The organism is Streptomyces sp. HD (assembly GCF_028369295.1).
GTDB lineage: Bacteria > Actinomycetota > Actinomycetes > Streptomycetales > Streptomycetaceae > Streptomyces.
Genome location: NZ_JAQMYP010000036.1, coordinates 37991 through 63523 on the forward strand (window position 1 = coordinate 37991; position 25533 = coordinate 63523).

The following is a 25533-nucleotide window of genomic DNA, read 5'->3' on the forward strand; positions in this document are numbered from 1 at the left end:
ACAGGGGAAGGTTTCTGCGCTTCAACCGGCGTTCACCCGTACGCAGGGCGGGTGTTGGCCGCCGCTGGGAACTTTCCCACTATGGACATCCCCGACTTCGGCATCCCGCCTCAGCTCGCCCGCCGTATGAGCATGGCGGAACAGCACGAGTACCTGCGCACGAAGCTGACCCGGCGCCGCACGCTGGTGACGGCGGGCGCGGTGGCGGGCGGGCTGCTGACGGGCTGCTCGGGCTCGGAGAAGCCGGCGGGCACGGCCGGCCCGCGGCCCTCCCCGTCCGTTTCCACCAAGGTGCCGGGCTCCGCCGTCGCCCCCTTCGGCCGCCATCTCGCCTTCGGCGCCGACCCGAAGTCGCAGATGCGGATCTCCTGGCAGGTACCGGCCGCGGTGAAGAAGCCGTACGTCCGGATCGGCCTGCGTCCCGACGACCTGAGCCGCAGGATCGACGCCGAGGTCCGTGACCTGTACACCCCCGAACTGCAGGGCATCCGCGCGGCGCTGGAGCAGTACTACGTCCATGCGGCACTGGACTCCCTGCGCCCCGGCACGACGTACTACTACGGCGTGGGCCATGACGGCTTCGACCCGGCGGCCCCGAGGAACCGCGCCACGATCGCCTCCTTCCGCACGGCTCCCGCGAGCCCGGAGACCTTCACCTTCACGGCCTTCGGCGACCAGGGCGTCAGCGAGGCGGCCGCCACCAACGACAAACTCCTGCTGGGCCAGAACCCTGCCTTCCACCTCCACGCCGGCGACATCTGCTACGCCGATGTCAAGGGGCTGGGCGAGAAGTCGGACGGCTACGACCCCGGCTTCTGGGACGGTTACCTCAAGCAGACCGAGTCGGTGGCCAGGTCGGTGCCGTGGATGGTGACGACCGGCAACCACGACATGGAGGCCTGGTACTCGCCGGACGGCTACGGCGGCCAGCTGGCACGCTGGTCCCTGCCGGACAGCGGCTTCGATGCCCGTACGGCCCCGGGCGTGTACTCCTTCACCTACGGCAACGTCGGCTTCGTGGCGCTGGACGCGAACGACGTGTCGTACGAGATTCCCGCCAACCAGGGTCACACGGACGGCCGTCAGACCAAGTGGCTGGACCAGCGGCTCGGTGAACTGCGGGCGGCGAAGGGCGTCGACTTCATCGTCGTCTTCTTCCACCACTGCGCCTACTCCACCTCCTCGCATGCGTCCGACGGGGGTGTGCGGGCCGAGTGGGTGCCGCTGTTCGCCCGGCACCAGGTGGACCTGGTGATCAACGGGCACAACCACGTCTACGAGCGGACGGACGCCATCAAGAACGGCGAGGTCGGCGGGCAGGTGCCCATCGGCGCCTCGACGGACCCGACGCGGGACGGCATCGTGTACGTCACGGCGGGCGGGGGCGGCAAGGAGCTGTACGGCTTCCCCCCGGGCGTCGAGGAGAGCTACGAGGGGCATGTCACCGAGCGGGAGTCGGTCGACACCTTCAAGTGGACCAGGTCACGGAACACCAAGGCGGAGAGCGTGGAGTGGTCGCGGGTGCGCTACCGGGGCTTCTCGTTCCTCAGCGTGGAGGCGGAGGGCGGCGCGAAGCCCCGGCTGAAGGTGTCGGCACTGGCCCAGAACGGCAAGCGCATCGACCACTTCGAGGTGCGGCGCAGCAGCTGACCGACCTGAGGTGCGGCGCCTACGCCGCCTGGTGGCCGGTGGCGCCGCCGTTGTCCCTGCGGTCGAGGGCGCGCTGAAGGGCGGCTGCGGCGTTCTTGCGGTCGGACTCGCTCGTACGGGAGAGGTGACGGACTCGACGGCGGGCGGTCGTCTCGGCCATGGGAAATCGACTCCTTCGACATCCTGGAGTGCAACGGGGGGTTACGAGACGCCGGGTGGGGCGGGGAGCGGTGCCGCAGGGGTTGCCTGCACGGGGCCCGGCTCACGACCGCCATTCGCTTGATCGAGCGAGACGTTCGGCTTCTACAAAGCTAAGGGAGGACGGCGCATCTGTCTCCACAATTACTCGGACTTCCTACTATCTGAGACGGTGGAGTAGGTCACACAGCGCTGACCTGCACTTTTCAACGCCACCCCGTCAGAGCACGTCCCCGTCCCGCCAGTCGAAGACGAGCTCGAAGGCGGGGTCGAGGGCAGGGGTGAGGGCAGCCCTCACAAACGTGCTCCCCTCCTCCTCCGCCAGCCGCACGACGCCCTCGGGCCCCAGCCCGCAGACCCGTCCGCCCCACACCTGCCAGCCCCGGGCGGCGTACAGCGCGGCCCCCTCGTCGCTCGCGGACAGCATCCCCGCGTCGTAGGCCCGGTCGATGACCCGCTCCAGCTCCGCCATCACGCGCCCGCCCAGCCCGGTACGACGCGCATCCGGCAGTACGGCGACCGCCTCGACGTACCCGACCCGCAGCCACCGCGCCCGGTGCCGCACCCGCCGCATGATCACGGACCCGTGCGCGACGAGCCGCCCGGCGTCGTCCTGCACCAGGACGTGCATCCCGCCGAGCCCGTGCTCGAAGTCCTCGTCGGAGAAGTCGCCGTCGAACGCCTCGTCCAACAGGGCACGGATCGCGTGCAGTTCGGCGGGTGTGAGGTCGGCGGTGTGGGCGGTGCGCACGGCGTAGGGGGATGCGGTGGTGGTCATCGGCCCAGTATCGGCGCCCGCGTCGGAGGGGTGTCGAGGACCGGCCACCGGGGTCACGATGGACGGACGCCGCCCGGGCGGCCCGGGCCGTGGATCGCCCACTTGGCTGATCCTCCGCGCGGCACGGGACAGACGGTCACGACGAGGGGAACGGTGAGGTCATGAACGACACGGCGAAGGTGTTCCTTGAGGGTGGCCCGGACGACCTGCCCGAACGGATCGTCCGCACCCCCTCCCCCGGCCCGGACGTGAAGATCGAGCTCCGCAACGGCTACGAACACTTCCGGCCGACCGCACGCAAGGCGAACACACCCGAGGGCAGCCTCCCCGTGTACGAGTGGTGGGAGCGCACGGAGATGCCGGGCTAGCGCCCCGCCCGTCCTACGTCACGGAGCACCGCGGCTCACCCCAGCACCGCCGCCACCGCCTCCCGGAAGCCCTTCGGGTCCTCCACCCAGGGAAGGTGCCCGGCGTCGGGCAGGATCACCCGGTCCACCCTCGGCAGCGCCCGCTCCAGCGAGTCCACCGCCGAGCGCGGCCGGATGTCCCGGGCCCCGTCGACGATGAGCACGGGCACGTCGAGGTCCTGGCAGGCGGCGTACAGCTCGGGGGTGCCCCAGGTGCGGCGCCGTTCGGCGTTCAGGGCCGCACCGCACTCGGTGTTGATCCCGAACCACGGGTCGGCCATCCGCCCGGCATGCTCCAGCGCCCGTGCCCGGTCCTCGAACTCCGCGGACCATTGCAGCACCGCCCGTTCCCGGTCGTCCCGGGGCAACTCCCGCCAGCGGGCGAGCCGTTCGGGGTCCTCGCCCAGCCTGGCGAGGAAGTTCTCCTCGTAGGCCGCACGCCAGTCGGTATCCGGGCCGATGCCCGTTCCGGACACGTACACCAGCGCGCTCACCCGCTCCGGGTGGGCCAGTGCGTGGGCGAGCGCGAGCTGTGCGCCCCAGGAGTGACCGAGCAGCGCCGTCCGCTCCAGCCCGAAGTGCCGCCGTACGGCGTCCAGATCGGCCACGAACCGGTCGGTGGTCCACGGGCCGGCGCACCGCTCGGAGCGCCCGCATCCGCGCTGGTCCCAGCGCACCACCGTGGCCAGGTCACCGAGCATCCCCGCCACGTCGCCGAACATGTCCCACAGCCCGGGCCCGCCGTGGCACAGGACCAGCGGCTCGCCCCGGCCGGAGGCGCTCGCCCACAGTCGTACGCCGTCGTCCGTCCTCACCGTCACGGCCGTATTCTCCCCGCACGGCAAAGGCCGGGTCCGTCAGGACCCGGCCTTGTGCGCTGAGTCGGGGTGTCAGCCCATGTGCGGGTAGGTGTAGTCGGTCGGCGGGACCAGCGTCTCCTTGATGGCGCGGGTCAGGGTCCAGCGCATCAGGTTCTGCGGGGCGCCGGCCTTGTCGTTGGTGCCGGAGGCACGGCCGCCGCCGAAGGGCTGCTGGCCGACGACGGCGCCGGTCGACTTGTCGTTGATGTAGAAGTTGCCGGCGGCGTAGCGCAGCTTGTCCATCGTGTGCGCCGCGGCCGCGCGGTCGCCCGCGATGACCGAGCCGGTCAGCGCGTACGCGGACACCGACTCCATCTGCTCCAGCATCTCGTCGTACTTGTCGTCCTCGTAGACGTGCACGGCGAGGAACGGGCCGAAGTACTCGGTCGTGAAGACCTCGTTCTCCGGGTCGGAGCACTCGACGACGGTCGGGCGGACGAAGTAGCCGACCGAGTCGTCGTAGGAGCCGCCCGCGACGATCGTGCAGGACGGGTCGGACTTGGCGCGGTCGATCGCGGCCTTGTTCTTGGCGAAGGCACGCTCGTCGATGACGGCGCCGATGAAGTTCGACAGGTCGGTGACATCACCCATGGTGATGTAGTCGACCTCGGCCGCGAACTCCTCCTTGAAGCCGGAGTTCCAGATCGACGCCGGGATGTACGCCCGGGACGTCGCCGAGCACTTCTGGCCCTGGAACTCGAAGGCACCGCGGGTCAGCGCCGTCTTCAGGATCGCCTTGTCGGCGCTCGGGTGGGCGACGACGAAGTCCTTGCCGCCGGTCTCGCCGACGATGCGCGGGTAGGAGCGGTACTTCTCGATGTTGTTGCCGACCGTCTTCCACAGGTACTGGAAGGTCTTGGTCGAGCCGGTGAAGTGGATGCCGGCGAGGTCGCGGTGCTCAAGCGCCACCTTGGAGACCTCGATGCCGTCGCCGGTGACGAGGTTGATGACGCCCTTGGGCAGACCGGCCTCCTCCAGCAGCTGCATCAGCAGTACGGCGGCGTGGGTCTGGGTCGGGGACGGCTTCCAGACGACGACGTTGCCCATCAGCGCGGGTGCGGTCGGCAGGTTGCCCGCGATCGCCGTGAAGTTGAAGGGCGTGATCGCGTAGACGAAGCCCTCCAGCGGGCGGTGGTCGAGACGGTTCCAGACGCCCGGGGAGTTGGCGACCGGCTGCTCGGCGAGCAGGTCACGGGCGTACTTGACGTTGAAGCGCCAGAAGTCGATCAGCTCACAGGGCGTGTCGATCTCGGCCTGCTGGGCGGTCTTGGACTGGCCGAGCATGGTGGAGGCGGCCAGCGTCTCGCGCCACGGGCCGGACAGCAGCTCGGCGGCGCGCAGGATGATCGCGGCGCGGTCGTCGAAGGACATCGCACGCCAGGCCGGTGCGGCGGCGAGGGCCGCGTCGATGGCGTCCTGGGCGTCCTGCTGGGTGGCGTTGCCGTAGGTGCCGAGGCGGGCCTTGTGGTTGTGCGGCTGCACGACGTCGAAGCGCTCACCGCCGCCCATCCGACGCTCGCCGCCGATGGTGCACGGCAGGTCGATCGGGTTCTCGGCCAGCTCCTTCAGCTTGACCTCCAGCCGGGCGCGCTCGGGCGAGCCGGGGGCATAGCCGTGCACCGGCTCGTTGACGGGGGTGGGGACCTGGGTCACAGCGTCCATGGGTTCCGTAACTCCTTACTGAGCGGTGGCGGTTCAGCCCTTGGTGATCATGCTTCGTACGAAGAACCGCAGGTTGGCGGGCTTCTCCGCGAGCCGGCGCATGAAGTAGCCGTACCAGTCGGTGCCGTAGGCGGTGTAGACGCGCATGCGGTGGCCCTCGGCGGCCAGTCGCAGGTGCTCGTCGCTCCTGATCCCGTACAGCATCTGGAACTCGTACTCGTCGAGCTTGCGCCCGGCGCGCCGGGCGAGCTCCTGGGCGATGGAGATCAGACGCGGGTCGTGGGACCCGATCATCGGGTACCCGGCGCCCTCCATCAGAACCTTCAGGACCCGGACGTACGCCTTGTCGATCTCGTGTTTCTGCTGGTAGGCGACCTCGGCGGGCTCCTTGTACGCCCCCTTGACCAGCCGCACCCGGCTGTCGGCCGCGGCGAGGCGGCGGGCGTCGGCCTCGGTGCGGAAAAGGTAGGCCTGGATGACGCAGCCGGTCTGCGGGAAGTCCCTGCGCAGCTCCTCGTGGATGGCGAACATCGAGTCGAGGGTGGTGTGGTCCTCGGCGTCGAGCGTCACGGTGGTGCCGATCGCCGCGGCGGCCTCGACGACCGGACGGACGTTGGCCAGGGCCAGCTCGTGGCCGCCGTCCAGCGCCTGCCCGAACATCGACAGCTTCACGGACATCTCGGCCCGGTCGCCCAGCTCCAGCTCCTTGAGCCGGTCGATGAGCGCCAGATAGGCGTCCCGGGCGGCCGCGGCCTGTTCCGGGCGGGTGATGTCCTCGCCGACGACGTCCATCGTCAGCTCCAGACCCCGGTCGCTGAGGTCCTTGATGATCGGCACCATCTCGTCGACCGTCTCGCCCGGGATGAAGCGGTCGACGACCTGCTTGGTCACCGGAGCGGCCGAGATCAGGCGTCGCATCCGGTCGCTGCGCGACGCGGCGAGAATCACGGGACCCAGCACGGGGCACCTCCACAGAACAGCGAAAGGCGGCCGAATCCCAACCATTCGGGTACGGCACGGAGAACCACCGTGAAACCTAAGGATCCCTCCGATCGTCGGCCATCGACAGCTGTCACGCATCCGTGCCGCAGATCTCAGACAGATGTATGAAGCCCCTCGGGATATGCGGGAGAATGCCCGTGTGACGTCCGAATTCAAGGGTGACTACCAGGAGCTGGTAGATGAGATCTCGGAGCTCCTCGGCGCCCCCGCGACCCTGGAGAACCGGGACTTCGAGCTGATCGCCTTCGGTGCCTACGACAGCGAGGACGAGCTCGACGCGTCGGCCCTGGACCCCGTCCGCACCCGCTCGATCCTGACCCGCCGCTCGACGTCGGCCGTCCGGACCTGGTTCGAGGGCTTCGGCATCACACGCGCGACCGGCCCGGTGCGGATCCCGCGGACTCCGGAGGCGGGGGTGTACCGCGGACGTATTTGCCTGCCGGTACGCCATAGGAGTGTCGTGCTGGGCTACGTCTGGCTCCTCGACGACGATCCGGGCCCCACGGACCGGCAGCTGTCGGCCGCGATGGAGGTGACCGCGCGGATCGGCGCCCTGCTCGCGGACGAGGCGCAGCACGGGGCGGACCTGAGCCGGGAGCTGCGGGCGGTGCTGACCGCCGAGCGCGGCTGGCAGGGCGACATGGCGGTCGCCGAGCTGCGCACGGCCCTGGGCGCACGCGCCGACGGCGTCCATACGGTGGTCTGCGTGGCCCCCTGGCCCTCGGCCGACCCCGACGACGCCCCGTCGGTGCGGACGGTGCCGCACGCCACCGCACTGTGCACGGTCCCGTGGGGGACGACGGGGCAGAGCCTCGCGGTGCTGGTCCGGCTGCGCTCGCCCGAGGTGCGCACGGCTGCACTGGCGGCGGCGTCCCGGCTGCTGAAGGAGAGCCCGGCGCGGCCACGGCTATCCGCTCAGGGCCCGGCACGGATGGCGGCCGGTCTCGGTGAACCCCGCACCGGCCTGGCCGACCTGGGCACCGTCTGGCAGGAGGCGTCGGCCGCGGCCCGCGCGGCCCTGGCGGAACCGCGGTTCGGCCCGGTGGCCGAGTGGTCGCGCATCGGCCCGTACCGTCTGCTGACCGCCCTCTCCCCCGACTCCGTCCACGACCCCGCGGTCACCCCTCTCCTCTCCCCCGCCCACCACGAACTCGCCCGCACCGCCGAGGTGTACCTGGACTGCGCGGGCCAGGCCGGCCGCACCGCCGCCGAGCTGGGCATCCACCGCCAGACCCTCTACTACCGCCTCTCCCGCGTCGAACAGCTCACGGGCCTGGACCTGGACGACGGGGAGGACCGGCTGCTGCTGCACATGGCGTTGAAGGGGGCGCGGCTGTAGGCCTGGGTCAGCACGCGGTGATCGCGGCGAGGGCGTCATGGAGCGTGGCACTGTCCGGTGGGGAGCTCCAGCGCACGGCGATATGACCGTCGGGGCGGACGAGCAGGACGCCCAGCGGATCCCGACCCCACCGGCCGGCGTGCTCGGCGGGCAGGATCGCGACGCGCAGCGGCCGTCCAGCAGCCCCGGCCCGGCCCACCCGCGCAGCACGCCCGCCTTCCAGCAGAGGTTGTGCACATCGGCGACACCGCGACCCGCCCCGTCGCACCCGACCCGATTATTGGAAATGATTGTCATCATGCTACGGTCACGGCAACCGCTCTCTTGACCGCCCTTTTACCCGGAGGGTCCCGTGCGCCTGCCCGCCCGCCGCCTGCTCCCCGTCACCGCCGTCACCGCGGCCTCCGCCCTGCTCACCGGCTGCTTCGCCGGGGCGGAGTCCACCGCGGACCCGGCGGACGGCAAGCGCATCCGAGTCGCGATGATGCAGCCCCCGCGCTCCGGGCTGTCCCCGCTCTCGGACGACGCGTTCAAGCTGTCCCGCTGGTCGACGGCCGAGACCCTCGTGAAACTCGACGACGACGGTGACGCCCGACCCGCGCTCGCCACCAAGTGGCAGCAGTCCGGCCGTACCTGGAGCTTCGAGATACGCGACGGCGTCACCTTCCACGACGGCACGAAGCTGGACGCCGACGCCGTCGTACGCTCCCTCACCAGGGCGGCCACGGCATCCCCCAAGCCCCGCATCCTCGACGGCGTCGAGCTGACCGCGAAGGCCGCCGGGGACAAGGTCACCGTCACGACCGCCACCGAGGACCCCCTGGTCCCGCAGCGGCTCAGCTCACCGCAGCTGTCGATCCTGGCGGCGAAGGCGTACCGGGGGAAGACGGTGAACCCCGTCGGCGCCGGCACCGGCCCCTTCGAGCTCACGAAGGTCAACGGCACGGCCTCCGCCACCCTCGACCGCTACGCCGCCTACTGGGGCGGCAAGGCCAAGGCCCCGGGAATCGACGTGACGTTCGTCCCCGACGGGACCGCCCGCGCGGCGGCGCTGCGCAGCGGCGAGGCGGACATCGTGGAGGCGATCCCGGTGTCGCAGGCCGCGGTGCTCGACCAGGACCTGATCACCGAGGTCCCGATGCCGCGCACCAACACCCTGTACCTGAACACCGAGAGGGGCGCGTTCAAGGACGCCTCGCTGCGGGCGGCGGCCCGCGAGGCCATCGACGCCGAGGCCATCGTGAAGGGCGTGTACGAGGGTCGCGCCGATGTCGCCGAGGGGCTGCTGGGGCCGGCGCTGCCGTGGGCGGCCGAGCTGCGAAAGCCGGTCACTCGGGGCGCCGGGGCCGGGAAGCCGGGCGGTGCGGCGATCACCATCGGGACGTACACCGAACGCTCGGAGATGCCCGAGGTGGCGGCCACGCTGCAACAGCAGCTCCAGAAGGCCGGGTTCAAGGTGAAGCTCGACGTCCGCGAGTACACCAACATCGAGGCCGACGCCCTGGCCGGCCGGTTCGACGCGTTCGTCCTCTCCCGCGCCACCGTCCTCGACTCCGGTGACCCGGCCGCGTACCTCTACAGCGACTTCGCCTCCGACGGCACCTTCAACCTGTCGCGGCTCGCCGACAAGGGCGTCGACAAGGCCCTGCGCAAGGCCGCCGACACCAAGGTCGGGGACGCCCGCCGCAGGGCGGTCGTCGAGGCCGAGGCCGCCGTGCTCGCCCGGGACGCGGCCGTCCCGATGCTCCATGAGCGGGTGATCCAGGGCGACGCCGACGGCGTGGTGAACGCCGCTCACGACCCGCGCGAGCGTGAACTCGTCACCGCGCACACATACGTCAAGTGAGGTTCACGGCAAGGAGGCCGGTCAGCCCGGCCGGGCTGACCCGCTTCGGCTGTCTCGTCGCCGTCCTGGCCACCGTCGGCCTGCTGCCCTGGCTCTCGCACCGGGACCCGGCGCTCACCGTGCTGCGCGCCCGGTCGGCCGAGCGGGAGCCGACCGAGGAGGCCCTGTCCGCGATCCGCGAGGACCTGGGACTGGACGCCGGTCCCCTTTCCCTGCTGGGTCGTTGGGCCTCGGACCTGCTGCACGGCGACTTCGGCACCTCCTGGGTGTCGGGCACCGACGTGCTGCCGTCCGTCGTCGCGGGGCTCCAGGTGTCGCTGGGCCTGATGGGCGCGGCACTCGGCGTCGCGGTCGTGCTGGGCGCCCTGCTGGTGGCGCCGGTGCTGGTGCGCGGGCGCGGATCGGCCGGCGCCTTCGCCGCCATGCTCGCCGCGGTTCCCGAGTTCCTGCTGGCCACTGTCGCGCTGCTGGTGTGCGGGGTGTGGCTGGGCTGGCTGCCGACGGCCGGCTGGGCGGGCCCCGAGTATCTGGTGCTGCCCGCGATCGCCCTCGGCGTCCCGGCGGGCGGTCTGCTCGGCCGACTGGTCGCGGACGCGCTGCCCGCCGTCCTCGACGAACGGTGGGTGGAGCTGTGGCGGGGCGCGGGAGTGAGCCGTACGGCGATCGCGACGGCCGCCCTCAAGCGCGTACTGCCGCCGCTGGTACCGCAGTTCGGGATGGCCGCCGTCGGCCTGACCGGCGGGGCGGTCGCGGTGGAGATGGTGTTCGCGGTGCCCGGCATCGGCCGTACCGCGCTCGGCGCGGCCAAGTCGCAGGATCTTCCGCTGCTCCAGGGTTCGGTGCTGGCGTTGCTGCTGCTCGGCCTGGTCGCGGGCGTGTCGGCGGCGCTCGCGCGGCGGTGGCTGCTGGGCCCCGCACTGCGTGACGCCGGTCTGACGCTGCCCCCGGCCCGCCCGGTCCGCGCCCACCCGGCGATCCCGCTGACCCTGTTCACGGTCCTCGCCGTGACCATCGGCTGGGGCCTGCTGCGCGACCCGTACACCGTGCACACGGCCGCCCGCCTCGCCGCCCCCACCTGGGCGCACCCGCTCGGCACCGACGCCCTCGGCCGCGACGTCCTCGCGCGGCTCGGCCACGGTGCCGCCTCGACGGTCGGCACGGCCGCCGCCATCTGCGTACTGAGCCTGCTGGTCGCGCTCGCCCTCGGCTTCCTGCCCGGCGTCGCGGCGGGCGCGGCGGACATCGCCAACGCCCTGCCCCCGGTGATCGTCGGCATCCTGGTCGCCGCGGCGACCGGCCCCGGCACGGGCGGCGCGGCCCTCGCCGTGGCCCTGATCTCCTGGCCCGCGCTGTCCGCGCACGCGGCGGCGCTGGTGCAGGAGGTGCGGGCGTCGGCGTTCCTGACCGCCCAACGGGCCATGGGTGCGAGCCCGTTCTGGATCCTCACCCGGCACGTCCTGCCGTCCGTCGCCGCCCCGGTCGCCCGCCACGCCCTGCTCCGGCTGCCCGGCATCGCGCTCGCCCTGGCCTCCCTCGGCTTCCTGGGCCTCGGCGCCCAGCCGCCCGCCCCCGAGTGGGGCCTGCTGCTCGACGAGTCCCGCGCCTACGTCGAACGCGCCCCCTGGGCCGCTCTCGCCCCGGCCGTCGCCCTGGCCCTCCTCGCGGGGCTGGCGGTGTCCGGGGCGGCGGCCGTGCAGGGCCGGAGGACACGGCGAGTCGCACCGTCGGCGAAGAAGCCCGCGGCGAAGAAGAAGGGGGCCTGCGTTGCCGTCTGATGTGCTCCTCTCGGTGCGCGAGCTGCGGATCGCCTTCGACGGCATCGAGGTCGTACGCGGTCTGTCCTTCGACGTCCGCCCGCGCGAGGCCCTCGCGATCGTCGGCGAGTCGGGCGCGGGCAAGTCCCTCACCGCCCGGGCGCTGCTGGGCATGCTGCCCCGGGGCGCGACGAGGAGCGGGACGATCGAGCCGGACCTCGCGCCGCACCGCGGCCGCCGTATCTCCCTCGTCCCGCAGGACGCCCTGTCCGCCCTCTCCCCCGTGCATCCGGTGGGCGACCAACTCGCCGCCGCCGTACGGTCGGTGGCCCGTGTCTCCCGCAAGGAGGCCCGCACCCGGGCGGTCGCCGCGCTCGACCGGGTCGGCATCCCGGACGCGGCCCGCAAGGCACGGGCGTATCCGCACGAGTACTCCGGCGGCATGCGCCAGCGCGCGGTCATCGCCATGGCGACGATCAACGAACCCGACGTCGTGGTCGCCGACGAGCCCACCACCGCCCTGGACGAGGAGCGCCGCGACCAGGTGCTGCGGGTGCTCGCCGAGCAGCGGGAGGCCGTGGGCGCCGCGCTCGTCCTCGTCACCCACGACATGGACGTCGTACGGGACCACGCGGACCGTGTGCTGGTCATGTACGCCGGGCGCCTCACCGAACTCGGCCGGGCGGGCAAGGTGCTGGACCGCCCCCGCGCCCCCTACACGGCGGGCCTGCTGGCCTCCCTCCCCCAGCACGCACCCCCGGGCCGTCGCCTCCCCGCCCTGCGCGGCACCCCGCCGGCCCCGGCCGCCCTCCCTCCGGGCTGCGCCTTCGCCCCGCGCTGCCCGCTCGCGGCGGGCCCCTGCCATACGGCGGAGCCGGAGCCGCAGGAGGTGGAGGGACGGCTGGTGGCCTGCCACCGGTGGGCCGAACTCCCTTATCCGGCAACGGAGTTGTTTCATGAGTGACGCCCTGCTCGACGTCCGCGACCTCGTCGTCCGCTACGGCGACGCGACCGCCGTGGACCGCGTCTCCTTCACCCTGGCCCCCGGCGAGACCCTCGCCCTCAACGGCCCGTCCGGCTGCGGCAAGTCCTCGACAGCCCTGGCCGTCCTGCAGCTGCGCCGCCCGGATTCCGGCGAAGTCCGCTTCGAGGGCCGGGAGTTGACGACCCTCACCGAACCGGAGCTGCGCCCGCTCCGCCCGCGTATGCAACCCGTCTTCCAGGACCCGTACGGCTCACTGAGCCCTCGCCACCGCATCCGCGACGCGGTGGCCGAGCCGCTGAAGGTGCGGGGCCGCTGGAACGGCAGCGACGGCCCCGCCCGGGTCGCCGAACTCCTCGACCGGGTCGGCCTGGACCCGTCGTACGGCGACCGGCGTCCGCACGAACTCTCCGGCGGGCAGTGCCAACGCGTCGGCATCGCCCGCGCACTGGCCTCGGACCCCCGCCTGCTGATCCTCGACGAACCCGTCTCGTCCCTCGACCCCTCGGTCCGGGCCGGCGTGCTGAACCTGCTCGCCGACCTCCAGGACGACCTCGGGCTCGGCTACCTGTTCATCTGCCACGACCGGGCCGTCGTACGGCATGTCGCGGACCGGGTGCTGGAGATGCGGGACGGGCGGGTCAGGTCCGAGTGGCGGCCTCGATCACCTGACGCAGCCCCTCGGTGAGCTGCTCCGCGGTGGGCGCGGTCTTCGGGTCGAAGGTCCACTGCGCGATGATCCCGGTCATCAGGGTCACGTAGAACATGCCGAGGGTGTCCGCGGCCTCGTCCGGCACGTCCTCCTCCCGCCCGCCCATGAGCAGCGGAATCAGTCCGCGCCCGGCCTCCCGCTGGGCCGCCGCGAGATGGTCGCGGACCTCGGGCAGCTGGTCGCCCATGACGACGATCTCCATGCTGAGACGCCACATCGAACCGGGTTCGCGCATGGTGCCGATGATGTTCGACCACACCTGCCGGAACCGTTCGACCGAGCCGGGCTCGGCGGTGATCCCGCCGGCCCCGTCGCCCTCGAACGCGTCGCCCATCCCCTCGACCAGCGACACATAAGCCTGCGCGAGCAACGCGTCCTTCGAGCCGTAGTGGTAGCCGATCGAGGCCAGGTTGGTCCCCGACTCCTTGACGATGTCGCGCGCGGTGGTGCGCACGAACCCCTTCCCCAGCAGGCAGCGCTTGGCGCCTTCGAGCAGATCCTCACGGTGTCCCATGCGCTCAGCCTATCTAGACAAGCGATTTATACAAGCGTCATAGACAAGCGTTTAATACGCTCGTATAGTCACCGGCATGACGAACCCGACCCCTGCCGGTTCCCTGGCCGGCCGCCGTGAATGGACCGCCCTCGCCGTCCTGATGCTTCCGCTGCTCCTGGTCTCGATGGACGTCTCGGTCCTCTACTTCGCGATCCCGGCGATCAGCGCGGACCTGGCGCCGAGCGGCACCCAGCAGCTGTGGATCTTCGACATCTACGCCTTCGTCCTGGCCGGCCTGCTGATGACGATGGGCTCGCTCGGCGACCGCATGGGCCACCGCCGCCTCCTGCTGATCGGCGCCGCCGCCTTCGGCACGGCCTCACTGGCGGCGGCGTACGCCACCAGCGCCGAGATGCTGATCGCGGCCCGCGCGCTCCTCGGCATCGGCGGCGCGACCCTGATGCCGTCGACGATGGCCATGCTCCGCACGATGTTCACCGACCCCGCCCAGCGCGCGAAGGCGATCGGCCTGTGGTCCGGCGTGATGACGGCCGGGGTCGCACTGGGCTCGGTGATGAGCGGGGTGCTGGTCGAGTACTTCTGGTGGGGCTCGGTCTTCCTGGTCAATCTGCCCGCGATGGCACTTCTGCTGGTCCTGGGCCCGCTCATGCTCCCCGAGTCGAGGAACCCGGCGCCCGACCGCTTCGACTGGCTGAGCGTCCCGCTGTCGATGGCGGCGGTGCTCCCCGTGATCTACGGCCTGAAGGAGATCCCGTCCGAGGGCTGGAACGTCCGCTACGTCGTCTCGATCACCGTCGGCCTGCTGTTGGCGGCGCTCTTCGTCCACCGCCAGCGCACGGCGGCGGCCCCGATGATCTCCCCGGCCCTGTTCCGCGGACGGGGCTTCGCCCCCTCGGTCGCCCTGAACCTCGTATCGGTGTTCGGGATGATGGGCTCGGCCTACTTCACCACGCAGTACCTGCAGTCGGTGCTCGGCAGGAGCGCCCTGGAGGCGGCCCTGTGGGCGCTGCTGCCGTCGGTGCCGATCGGTGCGGCGGCGCCGGTCGCGACCCTGCTGGTGCAGCGGGGCGTCCACCGCGCCCATGTCGTCACCGCGGGCTTCGCCGTCGCCGCGTCGGGCTTCGCGCTGCTGTCCCTCGCCGGCACCGACTCGATGGTGCTGGTGCTGGTCGCGTGCGCGGTCCTCGCCGTCGGCACGGTCGCGGTGATGTCCCAGATCATGGACCTGGCCATGGGCACCGCCCCGGTGGAGCGGGCGGGCGCCGCGTCCTCCCTGATGGAGACCGGCGGAGAGTTCGGCGGCGCGCTGGGCATGGCGGTGCTCGGTTCCATCGGTACGGCGGTCTACCGCCACGAGATCCCGGCGTCGGCGCCGGACGCGGCCCGCGAGACGCTCGGCGGTGCGCTGGCCGTCGCCGATCAGGTCCCCGGACTGGCCACGGTCGCTCGGGAGGCGTTCACCAGCGGGATGCAGGGGGCGGCGATCGCGGGCGCGGTGGTGCTGGCGGGGGCGGCCGTGGTGGCGTCGGTCGCGCTGCGGCGGGTCGAGATCCGGGAGCGGACATGCGAAACGCCGGACGCGCCGAGTGAACTCAGCACGTCCGGCGTCTGACGCCCGGGGTCTGTCGTCTGGATCAGGTCGGCCGCAGGAAACCTCGCAGACCGGCCGAGCAGACCCCGCGACGCCGGCATGGTCCGAACGACAGACCCTGGGCCCGTCAAGGGCGCCGGCGCCTCAGACCAGGTTCACCGACCGGGCCGACGTCGCCCCGATCTCCTCGGCGACCTCCGTCAGCACCGTCTGCGTCACCGTGTCGTCGACGGTGAGGACGGCGAGCGCCTCGCCACCGGCCACCGACCGCGAGACCTGCATACCGGCGATGTTGATGCCGGCCTCGCCGAAGATGCGGCCGACGGTGCCGACGACACCCGGACGGTCCTCGTACTTCAGGACGACCATGTGCTCGGCCAGCGCGAGGTCCACGTCGTAGTCGCCGACCGCGACGATCTTCTGCAGGTGCTTGGGGCCGGCCAGCGTGCCGGACACCGACACCTCCTCGCCGTTGCCGAGCGTGCCGCGCACGGTGACGACGTTGCGGTGGTCGGTGGCCTCCGAGCTGGTGGTCAGCCGCACCTCGACGCCACGCTCCTGGGCGAACAGCGGGGCGTTGACGTACGACACCGTCTCGTCGACGACGTCCTCGAAGACACCCTTGAGGGCGCTGAGCTCCAGCACCTTCACATCGTGCTGGGTGATCTCGCCGTACACCTCGACGTCGAGGCGGACCGCGACCTCACCGGCGAGCGCCGTGAAGATCCGGCCGAGGCGCTCGGCGAGCGGCAGACCCGGCTTGACGTCCTCGGCGATGACGCCGCCCTGGACGTTCACCGCGTCGGGGACCAGCTCACCGGCGAGGGCGAGGCGCACCGAGCGGGCGACGGCGATACCGGCCTTCTCCTGCGCCTCGTCGGTGGAGGCGCCGAGGTGCGGGGTGGCGACGACCTGGTCGAACTCGAACAGCGGGGAGTCCGTGCAGGGCTCCTTCGCGTACACGTCGAGACCGGCGCCGGCGACCCGGCCCTCCTTCAGCGCCGAGTACAGCGCCTCCTCGTCGACGATGCCGCCGCGCGCGGCGTTGACGATGCGCACGCTCGGCTTGACCCTGCGCAGCGCCTCGTCGCCGATGAGGCCGACGGTCTCGGGGGTCTTGGGCAGGTGGACGGTGATGAAGTCGGAGACCTCAAGCAGCTCGTCCAGCGACAGCACCTTGACGCCCATCTGCGCGGCGCGCGCGGGCTGGATGTAGGGGTCGTAGGCGACGACCTTCATGCCGAAGCCGGACATGCGCTGGGCGACCAGCGCACCGATGCGGCCCAGACCCACCACACCGAGGGTCTTCTCGGCGAGCTCCACGCCGGTGTACTTGCTGCGCTTCCACTCGCCGTTCTTCAGCGCGGCGTTGGCCTGCGGGATGTGGCGGGCGGTGGCGACGAGCAGACCGCAGGCCAGCTCGGCGGCGGTCACGATGTTCGAGGTGGGGGCGTTGACGACCATCACGCCGGCCTTGGTGGCGGCGGAGACGTCGACGTTGTCCAGGCCGACGCCGGCTCGCGCGACGACCTTGAGCTTCTTCGCGGCGGCGATCGCCTCGGCGTCGACCTTGGTGGCGGAGCGGATCAGGATCGCGTCCACGTCGGCGATGGCGGGCAGCAGCTCGGCCCGGTCGGCGCCGTTGCAGTGCCGGATCTCGAAGTCCGGACCAAGCGCGTCCACGGTCGCGGGCGAAAGCTCTTCAGCGATGAGTACAACGGGTTTCGAGCTCACGTGAGTCCTCACATGTCCAATGCGGACGGCCGTCCCGACGGCCGCAGGCGGTGGAGGGTACTGGCCGCGTGGAAGACGCACGACGCTGTGGGCCTGACGCGTATGTAGTACGGCAGTGTAGTGCCGTCACAGAGGCGGTCCTGTGCCTCCGTGGAAGGATCACCCGTCCGTGACGCGACGGGATGGACAACGGGACCGGAGCGGCATGCTCCGGTCCCGTCGGCTGAGGCTTACGCCTCCTCGTTCACCCAGCTCATGAGCTTGCGCAGCTCCTTGCCGGTGGTCTCAAGCAGGTGCTCGGAGTCCTGCTTCTTGTACTCGTTGTACTTCTTCAGACCGCCGTGGTACTCGTCCATCCAGGCCTGGGCGAAGGTGCCGTCCTGGATCTCGGCGAGGACCTTCTTCATCTCGGCCTTGGTGGCGTCGGTGATGATCCGCGGGCCGGTGACGTAGTCGCCCCACTCGGCGGTCTCGGAGATCGACCAGCGCATCTTCTCCAGGCCGCCCTCGTACATGAGGTCCACGATCAGCTTCAGCTCGTGCAGGCACTCGAAGTACGCGATCTCCGGCTGGTAGCCCGCCTCGGTCAGCGTCTCGAAACCGGCCTTGACCAGCGCAGCCGTACCACCGCAGAGGACGGCCTGCTCACCGAACAGGTCGGTCTCGGTCTCCTCGGTGAAGGTCGTCTTGATGACGCCGGCACGGGTGCCGCCGATGCCCTTGGCGTACGACAGGGCGAGCGCGAAGGCGTTGCCCGTCGCGTCCTGCTCGACGGCGGCGATACACGGAACGCCGCGGCCCTCCTCGTACTGGCGGCGGACCAGGTGGCCCGGGCCCTTCGGGGCGACCATGCAGACGTCCACGCCGGCCGGGGGCTTGATGAAGCCGTAGCGGATGTTCAGGCCGTGACCGAAGAACAGGGCGTCGCCGTCGTTCAGGTTCGGCGCGATGTGCTCCTCGTAGACCTGGGCCTGGATCGGGTCCGGGACGAGGATCATGATGACGTCGGCCTCGGCGGCGGCCTCGGACGGGGTCACCACGCGCAGGCCCTGCTCCTCGGCCTTCGCCTTGGACTTGGAGCCCTCGTGCAGACCGACACGCACGTCGACACCCGAGTCACGGAGCGACAGCGCGTGGGCGTGGCCCTGGCTGCCGTAACCGATGACCGCGACCTTGCGGCCCTGGATGATGGACAGGTCGGCGTCGGCGTCGTAGAACAGCTCGGCCACTTTGGGTTCTCTCCTTGTGTGCAGGTGTTGCGTCCCACCGTATGACGGCGGGCGGAAGGGAAGTTTCGGGGTCTCGCTATACGGGCGGAATCCGGACGGCCGGTGTCACCCGACCGCCCGATACGCCCTTACGCCGACCGGTCCAGCGCTCGCAGCGAGCGGTCCGTGATCGAACGCGCGCCGCGTCCGATCGCGATCGTGCCGGACTGGACGAGTTCCTTGATGCCGAACGGCTCCAGCATCTTCAGCATGGCCTCCAGCTTGTCGCTGGAGCCGGTGGCCTCGATGGTGACGGCCTCCGGGGAGACGTCCACGGTCTTGGCGCGGAACAGCTGGACGATCTCGACGATCTGGGAGCGGGTCTCGTTGTCGGCGCGGACCTTCACCAGGACGAGTTCGCGCTGAACGGCCGAACCCGGCTCCAGTTCGACGATCTTGAGCACGTTGACGAGCTTGTTGAGCTGCTTGGTCACCTGCTCAAGCGGCAGGTCCTCGACGTTCACCACGATGGTGATGCGGGAGATGTCGGGGTGCTCGGTGACGCCGACCGCGAGCGAGTCGATGTTGAAGCCGCGACGGGAGAACAGGGCGGCGATCCGGGCGAGGATGCCCGGGGTGTTCTCCACCAGGACGGAGAGCGTGTGCTTGGACATGGTCTTTTTACGTCTCTCTCGCTCAGTCGTCTTCGTTGTCGCCGAAGTCGGGGCGGACGTCCCGGGCGGCCATGATCTCGTCGTTGGAGGTGCCGGCGGCGACCATCGGCCACACCATCGCGTCCTCGTGGACGATGAAGTCGACGACGACCGGGCGGTCGTTGATCGAGTTCGCCTCCTCGATGACCTTGTCCAGGTCCTCCGGCCGCTCACAGCGGATCGCGTAGCAGCCCATGGCCTCCGACAGCTTCACGAAGTCGGGGACGCGGGTGCCGGCGCTCGGCTGCTTGCCGTCGGCCTCGGGGCCGCTGTGCAGCACGGTGTTGGAGTAGCGCTGGTTGTAGAACAGGGTCTGCCACTGGCGGACCATCCCGAGGGCACCGTTGTTGATGACGGCGACCTTGATCGGGATGTTGTTCAGGGCACAGGTGGTGAGCTCCTGGTTGGTCATCTGGAAGCAGCCGTCGCCGTCGATCGCCCAGACGGTCTGCTGCGGGGCTCCGGCCTTGGCGCCCATCGCGGCCGGGACCGCGTAGCCCATCGTCCCGGCGCCGCCGGAGTTCAGCCAGGTGGCGGGCTTCTCGTACTGGACGAAGTGGGCGGCCCACATCTGGTGCTGGCCGACGCCCGCCGCGAAGATCGTGCCCTCGGGGGCGAGCTGCCCGATGCGCTCGATGACCTGCTGCGGGGACAGCGAGCCGTCCTCGGGCTGGTCGTAGCCGAGCGGGTAGGTCTCGCGCCAGCGGTTGAGGTCGTTCCACCAGGCGGCGTAGTCGCCCCGGTGGCCCTCGGCGTGCTCCTTCTGGACGGCCTGGACCAGGTCGGCGATGACCTCGCGGGCGTCACCGACGATCGGCACGTCGGCGGCGCGGTTCTTGCCGATCTCGGCCGGGTCGATGTCGGCGTGGACGATCTTGGCGTACGGGGCGAAGCTGTCCAGCTTGCCGGTGACGCGGTCGTCGAAGCGGGCTCCGAGGGCGACGATCAGGTCGGCCTTCTGCAGCGCGGTGACGGCGGTGACCGCACCGTGCATGCCCGGCATTCCCACGTGCAGCGGGTGGCTGTCGGGGAATGCGCCGAGCGCCATCAGGGTGGTGGTGACGGGCGCTCCGGTGAGTTCCGCGAGGACCTTCAGCTCGGCGGTGGCGCCGGCCTTGATGACACCGCCGCCGACGTAGAGGACCGGCCGCTTCGCGGCGGTGATCAGCTTGGCGGCCTCGCGGATCTGCTTGGCGTGCGGCTTGGTGACGGGCCGGTAGCCGGGCAGGTCCATGGTGGGCGGCCAGGAGAACGTGGTCTTCGCCTGGAGGGCGTCCTTGGAGATGTCGACCAGGACCGGGCCGGGGCGGCCGGTCGAGGCGATGTGGAACGCCTGGGCGATCACCTGCGGGATGTCCTCGGCCTTGGTGACCAGGAAGTTGTGCTTGGTGATCGGCATGGTGATGCCGACGATGTCCGCCTCCTGGAAGGCGTCCGTACCGATCGCCTTGGACGCGACCTGCCCGGTGATCGCCACGAGCGGCACCGAGTCCATGTGCGCGTCGGCGATCGGCGTGACCAGGTTGGTGGCACCGGGGCCGGAGGTCGCCATGCAGACGCCGACCTTGCCGGTGGCCTGCGCATAGCCGGTGGCCGCGTGACCGGCGCCCTGCTCGTGCCGGACCAGGACGTGGCGGACCTTGGTGGAGTCCATCAGCGGGTCGTACGCCGGAAGGATCGCACCGCCGGGGATACCGAATACCGTGTCGGCGCCGACTTCCTCAAGGGAACGGATGAGGGACTGCGCACCCGTGACGTGCTCGGGCACGGGCTGCTGTCCTCCGGATCGGGGCCGTGGCTGCGGATTATGGGCCCCGGAGGCCTGCTCGGTCATCGGCATTCTCTTCTCGATGCTGAGGGTTTTTGCGAGGTTTGAGCGGAGTTCGGGCGTTGCACGAATGGCGCCTGTGCAACAAAAAACCCCTCGTGCCAAAAGGCAAGCGAGGGGAGCGCGCCGGGTGTGGTCGCTGGGAGTTCCGGTTCTGTCCGGACGTCACCAGCTTCAGCCGACGCGCTTTCCAAGTACGAGAATTCGGGTGCGCATGGCACTGACCCTCCCCCCGGCACACACTCACTGTCAAGTGGGTGGGACGGGAGTCTCATTATGTGAGCGGAGGGCGCTTCCGCCTCCGAGAACAGCGGCCACACCACCGGTGTACACCCCCGCACCCCTGTCCAGGGCGCGTTCACCTCCAACACGTCCGTTCGGCTCTCTCACACCACCCGCGTAGGCGGGCTCCGCCGGTCCGTGCGGCACCGGATAGTGGCCGGAACTGAGCGCCCGGCGCAGCCGGTACTCGTCGAGCGGCCCGGAGAACGCCATGCCCTGCCCGTGCGTGCACCCCATCGCGCGCAGCGCGACGACCTGCTCCGGCAGGTCCACGCCGTCGGCCACGGACTGCAGCCCGAGGTCGCCGGCGATCCGCAGCAGCCCGCCCGTGATCTTGTGCAGCCGGGCGGACTCGACGACTCCCTCGACCAGACCGCGGTCGAGCCTGAGGACGTCGACGGGGAGCCGGCGCAGGGCCGTGATCGCCGCGAACCCGCTGCCGAAGCCGTCCAGGGCGATCCGGACACCGATTCTGCGCAGGCCGCCGAGGCGGCGCTCCAGTTCGTCCAGCGAGGCGCGCGGGTCGAGGTCGGACAGCTCGATGATCAGCGACCCGGACGGCAGCCCGTGCCGGGTCAGCAGCGCCTCGATCGAGCCGAGCGGCATCGACCGGTCCAGCAGCCGGCGCGCACCCATCCGCACGACGACGGGTACGGCGAGCCCGGTCGCGGTGCGTTCGGCGGCCTGCTCCACGGCCTCCTCCAGCATCCAGCGGCCCAGCTCGGCGGTCTTGTCGCTGTCCTCGGCCACCCGCAGGAACTCGGCGGGCGTGAACAGCACCCCTTGCGAGGACCGCCAGCGCGCCTGGGCGGCGACCGAGGTGATCCGGCCGTCCGCCAGACACACCACCGGCTGGTGCAGCAGCGCGAACTCACCGTCGTGCAGCGCGGCCCGCAGGCGCGTGGCCAGCTCCGCCTTGCGTACGACGTCCTGCTGCATCTGCGGCTTGTACAGCTCGACGCGGCCCTTGCCGCCCGCCTTGGCGCGGTACATGGCCAGGTCGGCGTTGCGCAGCAGCTCCCCCGCGCCGAGGCCCGGCTCGGCGAAGGCGACGCCGATGGAGGCGTTGACACGGACATCGTTGCCGTCGATGAGGTACGGCTGCGACAGGGTCAGTCTGAGCCGTTCGGCGAGCTCCACGATGTGCCGTTCGCGGGCGGCGCGGTCCCGGGTGTTGTCTCCGACGATCAGGGCCGCGAACTCGTCGCCGCCCAGCCGGGACGCGGTGTCCCCGCGCCGGACCGTGTCCTGGAGTCTGCGGGCGGCCTGGACGAGCAGTTCGTCCCCGGCCTGGTGTCCGATCGTGTCGTTGACGCCCTTGAAGCCGTCGAGGTCGATGAAGAGCACGGCCGTGTTGCGCAGGGCGAGGCCCCGGTCGGAGGCGCGGCGGCCGGAGAGGGCCTGCTGCACGCGCCGGGTGAACAGCGCGCGGTTGGGCAGGTCGGTGAGCGGGTCGTGCTCGGCGTTGTGCTGGAGCTGCGCCTGTAGGCGCACTCTTTCGGTCACGTCCCGGCTGTTGAAGATGAGTCCGCCGTGGTGCCGGTTGACCGTTGACTCGACGTTGAGCCAGCTGTCCTCGCCGGAGCGGAAGCGGCACTCGATGCGCGTAGTGGGTTCCTCAAGTGGGCTGGCGGCGAGGAAGCGGCGCACTTCGTGCACCACGCAGCCCAGGTCCTCCGGGTGGATGAGATTGGCCAGTTCCGTACCCACCAGATCCTCGGCGGAGCGGCCGTAGACCCCGGCGGCGGCCGGGGAGACGTACCGGAGGATGCCGTTGGGTGCGGCGATCATGATGACGTCGCTGGAGCCCTGCACCAGGGAGCGGAAGTGGTTCTCCTTCTGGGCCAGTTCCTGGGTGAGGGTGATGTTGTCGAGCAGCATGATGCCCTGGCGCACCACGAGGGCGAGCACGACGGTGCCGCCGGTGAAGAGCACCACGCGGTCGACGCTGCGGCCGTTGAGGACGTTGTAGAGGATCCCCAGGGTGCAGACGGCGGCGGCGAGGTACGGCGTGAGGGCGGCCAGGGAGCCGGAGATCGGCCGGGTGGCCGGATACCGGCTGTGATCACCTCCCTGCGCGGGGGCGTGGAGGTGGCCCCCGCCGCGCTGTCCCGGCACGTGCTCGTGCACCACGCGTGTGTGCCCCGCCGAGGGGTGCCGGTCGGCCTCCTCCTGCCCACGCCTGGGCGCGGCCCACGGGGCGTACGCCAGGAGCAGGGAGCCGGCGAACCAGCCCGCGTCGAGCAACTGGCCCGAGCGGTAGTTGTTGTGCAGCAGCGGCGAGGTGAACAGGGCGTCGCACATGACGGTCAGGGCGAGCGCGCCGATCGCGGTGTTGACCGCGGTGCGGTTGGCCGAGGAGCGGCGGAAGTGCAGCGCGAGCACCATGCTGACCAGGGCGATGTCGAGCAGCGGGTAGGCGAGCGAGAGCGCGGTGTGCGCCACGCTCGCCCCACCGCCCGAGTCGAGCTTGGCCGCCTGGGCCAGGGCGAGGCTCCACGCCAGCGTCAGCAGCGAGCCGCCGATCAGCCAGGCGTCCAGCCCGAGGCAGACCCAGCCGGCCTTGGTCACCGGTCGCTTGGCGAGCACCAGGAGTCCCACGATGGCGGGCGGCGCGAAGCACAGGAAGAACCCGTCGGCGTAGGAGGGGCTGGGCACGGGCCGCTCCAGGACGACCTCGTACCACCCCCAGACCAGGTTGCCGAGGGCCGCCATCGCGGAGGAGAGGGCGAACAGCAGCCAGGCAGGTCGAAAGCGGATACGGCGGCTACGGGCGTAGCGGAAGCAGGACACGGCGGCGGCGCCGGCCGCGGCGGCCAGTCCGAAGTCGCCCATGATCAGCGCGACTTGATCCGATCCCCAGCCGAGCGCGGAGCCGACGGCGTAGCCGGCGCACAGCAGGGCCAGAACGAGTTGCGGAACCATGCCCGAGCCGCCGCCGGAAGACGACAGCCGGGGCAGCATCGCCGCCGACGAGGGCTGTGCCCGCAGCGCCGAGTCGAGGGTCGTCGTGGGGGGCGGCGGCGAACTCACCGGGCCCTCCCGGTCCGCGCCGCTCCCGGGTCCCGGGGGTCCCGGTGCGCCGGCTGCGCATGCCGCCTGCGGCTGGTGTGCCGGCGGTGGTGATGGTTGTGATGGCAGCCGTGAGTGCCGTGGTGGCCGCGTCTGCGCGCGGCCGTGACCCAGGGTCGCCGACGGCGGCCCCGTCGCGTCGGATCGCTCGTCCATAGGCCGTGCATCGTCCGTCGCCCCCCTCACAAATCTGAAATGTCCATCCCCGGCGCCGAACGTGCGCGGCGCAACCCCTGTCGGGACGATACACCAGTCTCGTCACTCAGGGACATAGCGTCTCTACGCTCCGTGACGACCAGCGCATATGCGAGTACGGACCGCTTCCGCGAGGTTGCGGAGGGTACTCGAAGCGGATGAAGAGCCTGTTGCGCGCGGCGTGTGCGGCACCCGCGCGACGCTCAGCCCGTGAGCGTCACGCGCGCTTCGCGCCCGTCGTAAGGATCACGTTGCGCAACGGCTCCCGGTTCACATAACGACTCAACTGGTCCACCAGAAGCCGCTTGGCGCGCGGCAGGAACGCGGACGTCGGCCCGCCCACATGCGGGCTGATCAGCACGCCCGGCGCACGCCACAGGGGATGCTCCCGGGGCAGCGGTTCGGGGTCGGTGACGTCCAGGGCGGCGGTGATGCGCCCGGTCTCCAACTCGGCGAGCAGGGCCTTGGTGTCGACGACGGGTCCACGGGCGACGTTGACCAGCAGCGCGCCGTCCTTCATCCGGGCCAGGAAGTCGGCATCTGCCAGGTGACGGGTGGTGTCCGTGAGGGGTGTGGACAGGATGACGACGTCCGCTTCCGGCAGCAGGGCGGGCAGTTCGGTGAGCGGATGCACGGGTCCGCGCGCCGTGGTGCGCTCAGAGCGCGCGACGCGCGCCACCCGCGCGAGTTCAAACGGTGCGAGCCGGTCCTCGATGGCGGCGCCGATCGAGCCGTATCCCACGATGAGGACGTTCTTGTCGGCCAGCGCGGGGCGGAATCCGCCGAGCCACTCGCCCCTGTCCTGCGCCCGCACGAAGTCGGGAACGCCGCGCAGCGAGGCGAGGATCAGCGTGAGGGTGAGCTCGCCGGTGCTCGCTTCGTGCACCCCGCGCGCGTTGCACAGCCGCACGCCCGGGTGCAGGTGCCTGAGGCCCGGCTCCACGTGGTCGACGCCGGCGGAGAGCGTCTGCACGACCTCGACGGAGCTCATCCGCGGCAGGGGACGCTGCCCGAGCGCGGGCGGCTTCATGTACGGGACGACGTAGAAGACGCACTCGGCCGGGTCGGCGGGGAAGTCCTCGGCGCCGTCCCAATAGCGGTAGTTGGGGCCTTCTGGGAGGCCCTCGATGTCTTCCGGCGGGATGGGGAGCCACACGTCAGCGGTCATGTCAGGAGGCTATGTCAGGCGAACAGGAGTGCAGA

At 71.1% G+C, this 25533-nt stretch carries 21 protein-coding genes; 8 read left to right on the top strand and 13 right to left on the bottom strand.

What is annotated here, in order from left to right; genetic code table 11:
* The first annotated feature begins 81 nt into the window (after positions 1–81).
* Positions 82–1650, top strand: a complete 1569-nt coding sequence (locus POF73_RS30210; protein WP_272121810.1) for a purple acid phosphatase family protein — start codon at positions 82–84, stop codon at positions 1648–1650.
* A 19-nt stretch (positions 1651–1669) separates the two neighbouring features.
* On the opposite strand, the gene POF73_RS30215 is transcribed toward POF73_RS30210, so the two are convergent.
* On the bottom strand, positions 1670–1810 hold the full coding sequence (locus POF73_RS30215) for a hypothetical protein (protein WP_107083653.1): 141 nt from the start codon (positions 1808–1810) through the stop codon (positions 1670–1672).
* Between the two features lie 258 nt (positions 1811–2068).
* On the bottom strand, positions 2069–2626 hold the full coding sequence (locus POF73_RS30220; RefSeq protein ID WP_272121814.1) for a GNAT family N-acetyltransferase: 558 nt from the start codon (positions 2624–2626) through the stop codon (positions 2069–2071).
* Between the two features lie 161 nt (positions 2627–2787).
* Here POF73_RS30220 and POF73_RS30225 point away from each other — a divergent pair, with 161 nt between their 5' ends.
* Positions 2788–2994 carry a DUF5988 family protein gene (locus POF73_RS30225; RefSeq protein WP_272121817.1) on the top strand — a complete coding sequence of 69 codons (207 nt, stop codon included), beginning with the start codon at positions 2788–2790 and terminating at the stop codon, positions 2992–2994.
* Positions 2995–3029: 35 nt separating this feature from the next.
* On the opposite strand, the gene POF73_RS30230 is transcribed toward POF73_RS30225, so the two are convergent.
* From POF73_RS30230 to POF73_RS30240, 3 genes are all read right to left on the bottom strand, one after another.
* Positions 3030–3854: an alpha/beta fold hydrolase gene (locus POF73_RS30230; protein WP_272121819.1), complete on the bottom strand. Its 825-nt coding sequence runs from the start codon at positions 3852–3854 to the stop codon at positions 3030–3032.
* A 69-nt stretch (positions 3855–3923) separates the two neighbouring features.
* On the bottom strand, positions 3924–5555 hold the full coding sequence (pruA, locus tag POF73_RS30235; RefSeq protein ID WP_272121821.1) for an L-glutamate gamma-semialdehyde dehydrogenase: 1632 nt from the start codon (positions 5553–5555) through the stop codon (positions 3924–3926).
* Positions 5556–5588: 33 nt separating this feature from the next.
* A complete protein-coding gene (locus POF73_RS30240; RefSeq protein ID WP_272121823.1) occupies positions 5589–6515 on the bottom strand; it encodes a proline dehydrogenase family protein in 927 nt (308 codons plus the stop codon).
* Positions 6516–6696: 181 nt separating this feature from the next.
* On the opposite strand from POF73_RS30240, the gene POF73_RS30245 reads away from it, so the two are divergent.
* Positions 6697–7896 (top strand): PucR family transcriptional regulator, encoded by a 1200-nt coding sequence (locus POF73_RS30245; protein WP_272121825.1) that lies wholly within the window; start codon positions 6697–6699, stop codon positions 7894–7896.
* Positions 7897–7903: 7 nt separating this feature from the next.
* Here POF73_RS30245 and POF73_RS30250 read toward each other — a convergent pair whose 3' ends face one another.
* Positions 7904–8095, bottom strand: a complete 192-nt coding sequence (locus tag POF73_RS30250; RefSeq protein WP_272121827.1) for an aromatic-ring hydroxylase C-terminal domain-containing protein — start codon at positions 8093–8095, stop codon at positions 7904–7906.
* Positions 8096–8248: 153 nt separating this feature from the next.
* On the opposite strand from POF73_RS30250, the gene POF73_RS30255 reads away from it, so the two are divergent.
* The 4 genes from POF73_RS30255 to POF73_RS30270 are packed head-to-tail and all read left to right on the top strand — an operon-like array spanning position 8249 to position 13166.
* Positions 8249–9742, top strand: a complete 1494-nt coding sequence (locus tag POF73_RS30255; RefSeq protein WP_272121829.1) for an ABC transporter substrate-binding protein — start codon at positions 8249–8251, stop codon at positions 9740–9742.
* The gene (locus tag POF73_RS30260; protein WP_272121830.1) at positions 9739–11517 is read left to right on the top strand and encodes an ABC transporter permease subunit; all 1779 of its coding nucleotides are present in this window, start codon (positions 9739–9741) and stop codon (positions 11515–11517) included. The genes POF73_RS30255 and POF73_RS30260 overlap by 4 nt, the downstream gene beginning before the upstream one ends.
* A complete protein-coding gene (locus POF73_RS30265; protein WP_272121832.1) occupies positions 11507–12460 on the top strand; it encodes an ABC transporter ATP-binding protein in 954 nt (317 codons plus the stop codon). The genes POF73_RS30260 and POF73_RS30265 overlap by 11 nt, the downstream gene beginning before the upstream one ends.
* The gene (locus POF73_RS30270) at positions 12453–13166 is read left to right on the top strand and encodes an ATP-binding cassette domain-containing protein (RefSeq protein ID WP_272121833.1); all 714 of its coding nucleotides are present in this window, start codon (positions 12453–12455) and stop codon (positions 13164–13166) included. The genes POF73_RS30265 and POF73_RS30270 overlap by 8 nt, the downstream gene beginning before the upstream one ends.
* On the opposite strand, the gene POF73_RS30275 is transcribed toward POF73_RS30270, so the two are convergent.
* On the bottom strand, positions 13120–13704 hold the full coding sequence (locus tag POF73_RS30275; RefSeq protein ID WP_272121835.1) for a TetR/AcrR family transcriptional regulator: 585 nt from the start codon (positions 13702–13704) through the stop codon (positions 13120–13122). The genes POF73_RS30270 and POF73_RS30275 overlap by 47 nt on opposite strands.
* A gap of 76 nt (positions 13705–13780) precedes the next feature.
* On the opposite strand from POF73_RS30275, the gene POF73_RS30280 reads away from it, so the two are divergent.
* Positions 13781–15319 carry an MFS transporter gene (locus tag POF73_RS30280; RefSeq protein ID WP_272121837.1) on the top strand — a complete coding sequence of 513 codons (1539 nt, stop codon included), beginning with the start codon at positions 13781–13783 and terminating at the stop codon, positions 15317–15319.
* A gap of 123 nt (positions 15320–15442) precedes the next feature.
* Here POF73_RS30280 and serA read toward each other — a convergent pair whose 3' ends face one another.
* From serA to POF73_RS30310, 6 genes are all read right to left on the bottom strand, one after another.
* Complete coding sequence (gene serA, locus POF73_RS30285) at positions 15443–17032, bottom strand: phosphoglycerate dehydrogenase (protein ID WP_272121840.1); 1590 nt, start codon at positions 17030–17032, stop codon at positions 15443–15445.
* A gap of 230 nt (positions 17033–17262) precedes the next feature.
* On the bottom strand, positions 17263–18261 hold the full coding sequence (gene ilvC / locus POF73_RS30290; protein ID WP_272121842.1) for a ketol-acid reductoisomerase: 999 nt from the start codon (positions 18259–18261) through the stop codon (positions 17263–17265).
* Positions 18262–18389: 128 nt separating this feature from the next.
* Positions 18390–18914 (bottom strand): acetolactate synthase small subunit, encoded by a 525-nt coding sequence (ilvN, locus tag POF73_RS30295; protein WP_003997672.1) that lies wholly within the window; start codon positions 18912–18914, stop codon positions 18390–18392.
* Positions 18915–18936: 22 nt separating this feature from the next.
* The gene (locus POF73_RS30300) at positions 18937–20793 is read right to left on the bottom strand and encodes an acetolactate synthase large subunit (protein ID WP_272121846.1); all 1857 of its coding nucleotides are present in this window, start codon (positions 20791–20793) and stop codon (positions 18937–18939) included.
* Positions 20794–21030: 237 nt separating this feature from the next.
* Positions 21031–24096, bottom strand: a complete 3066-nt coding sequence (locus POF73_RS30305) for a putative bifunctional diguanylate cyclase/phosphodiesterase (protein ID WP_272121848.1) — start codon at positions 24094–24096, stop codon at positions 21031–21033.
* A 451-nt stretch (positions 24097–24547) separates the two neighbouring features.
* Positions 24548–25498: a 2-hydroxyacid dehydrogenase gene (locus tag POF73_RS30310; RefSeq protein ID WP_272121850.1), complete on the bottom strand. Its 951-nt coding sequence runs from the start codon at positions 25496–25498 to the stop codon at positions 24548–24550.
* Between the last annotated feature and the right edge of the window lie 35 nt (positions 25499–25533).

Bases quoted from the DNA above. Each gene is read 5' to 3' on its own strand.
- POF73_RS30210 (WP_272121810.1), top strand. From the start codon at position 82: ATGGACATCCCCGACTTCGGCATCCCGCCTCAGCTCGCCCGCCGTATG.
- POF73_RS30215 (WP_107083653.1), bottom strand. From the start codon at position 1,810: ATGGCCGAGACGACCGCCCGCCGTCGAGTCCGTCACCTCTCCCGTACG.
- POF73_RS30220 (WP_272121814.1), bottom strand. From the start codon at position 2,626: ATGACCACCACCGCATCCCCCTACGCCGTGCGCACCGCCCACACCGCC.
- POF73_RS30225 (WP_272121817.1), top strand. From the start codon at position 2,788: ATGAACGACACGGCGAAGGTGTTCCTTGAGGGTGGCCCGGACGACCTG.
- pruA (WP_272121821.1), bottom strand. From the start codon at position 5,555: ATGGACGCTGTGACCCAGGTCCCCACCCCCGTCAACGAGCCGGTGCAC.
- POF73_RS30270 (WP_272121833.1), top strand. From the start codon at position 12,453: ATGAGTGACGCCCTGCTCGACGTCCGCGACCTCGTCGTCCGCTACGGC.
- POF73_RS30275 (WP_272121835.1), bottom strand. From the start codon at position 13,704: ATGGGACACCGTGAGGATCTGCTCGAAGGCGCCAAGCGCTGCCTGCTG.
- POF73_RS30280 (WP_272121837.1), top strand. From the start codon at position 13,781: ATGACGAACCCGACCCCTGCCGGTTCCCTGGCCGGCCGCCGTGAATGG.
- ilvN (WP_003997672.1), bottom strand. From the start codon at position 18,914: ATGTCCAAGCACACGCTCTCCGTCCTGGTGGAGAACACCCCGGGCATC.
- POF73_RS30300 (WP_272121846.1), bottom strand. From the start codon at position 20,793: ATGCCGATGACCGAGCAGGCCTCCGGGGCCCATAATCCGCAGCCACGG.
- POF73_RS30310 (WP_272121850.1), bottom strand. From the start codon at position 25,498: ATGACCGCTGACGTGTGGCTCCCCATCCCGCCGGAAGACATCGAGGGC.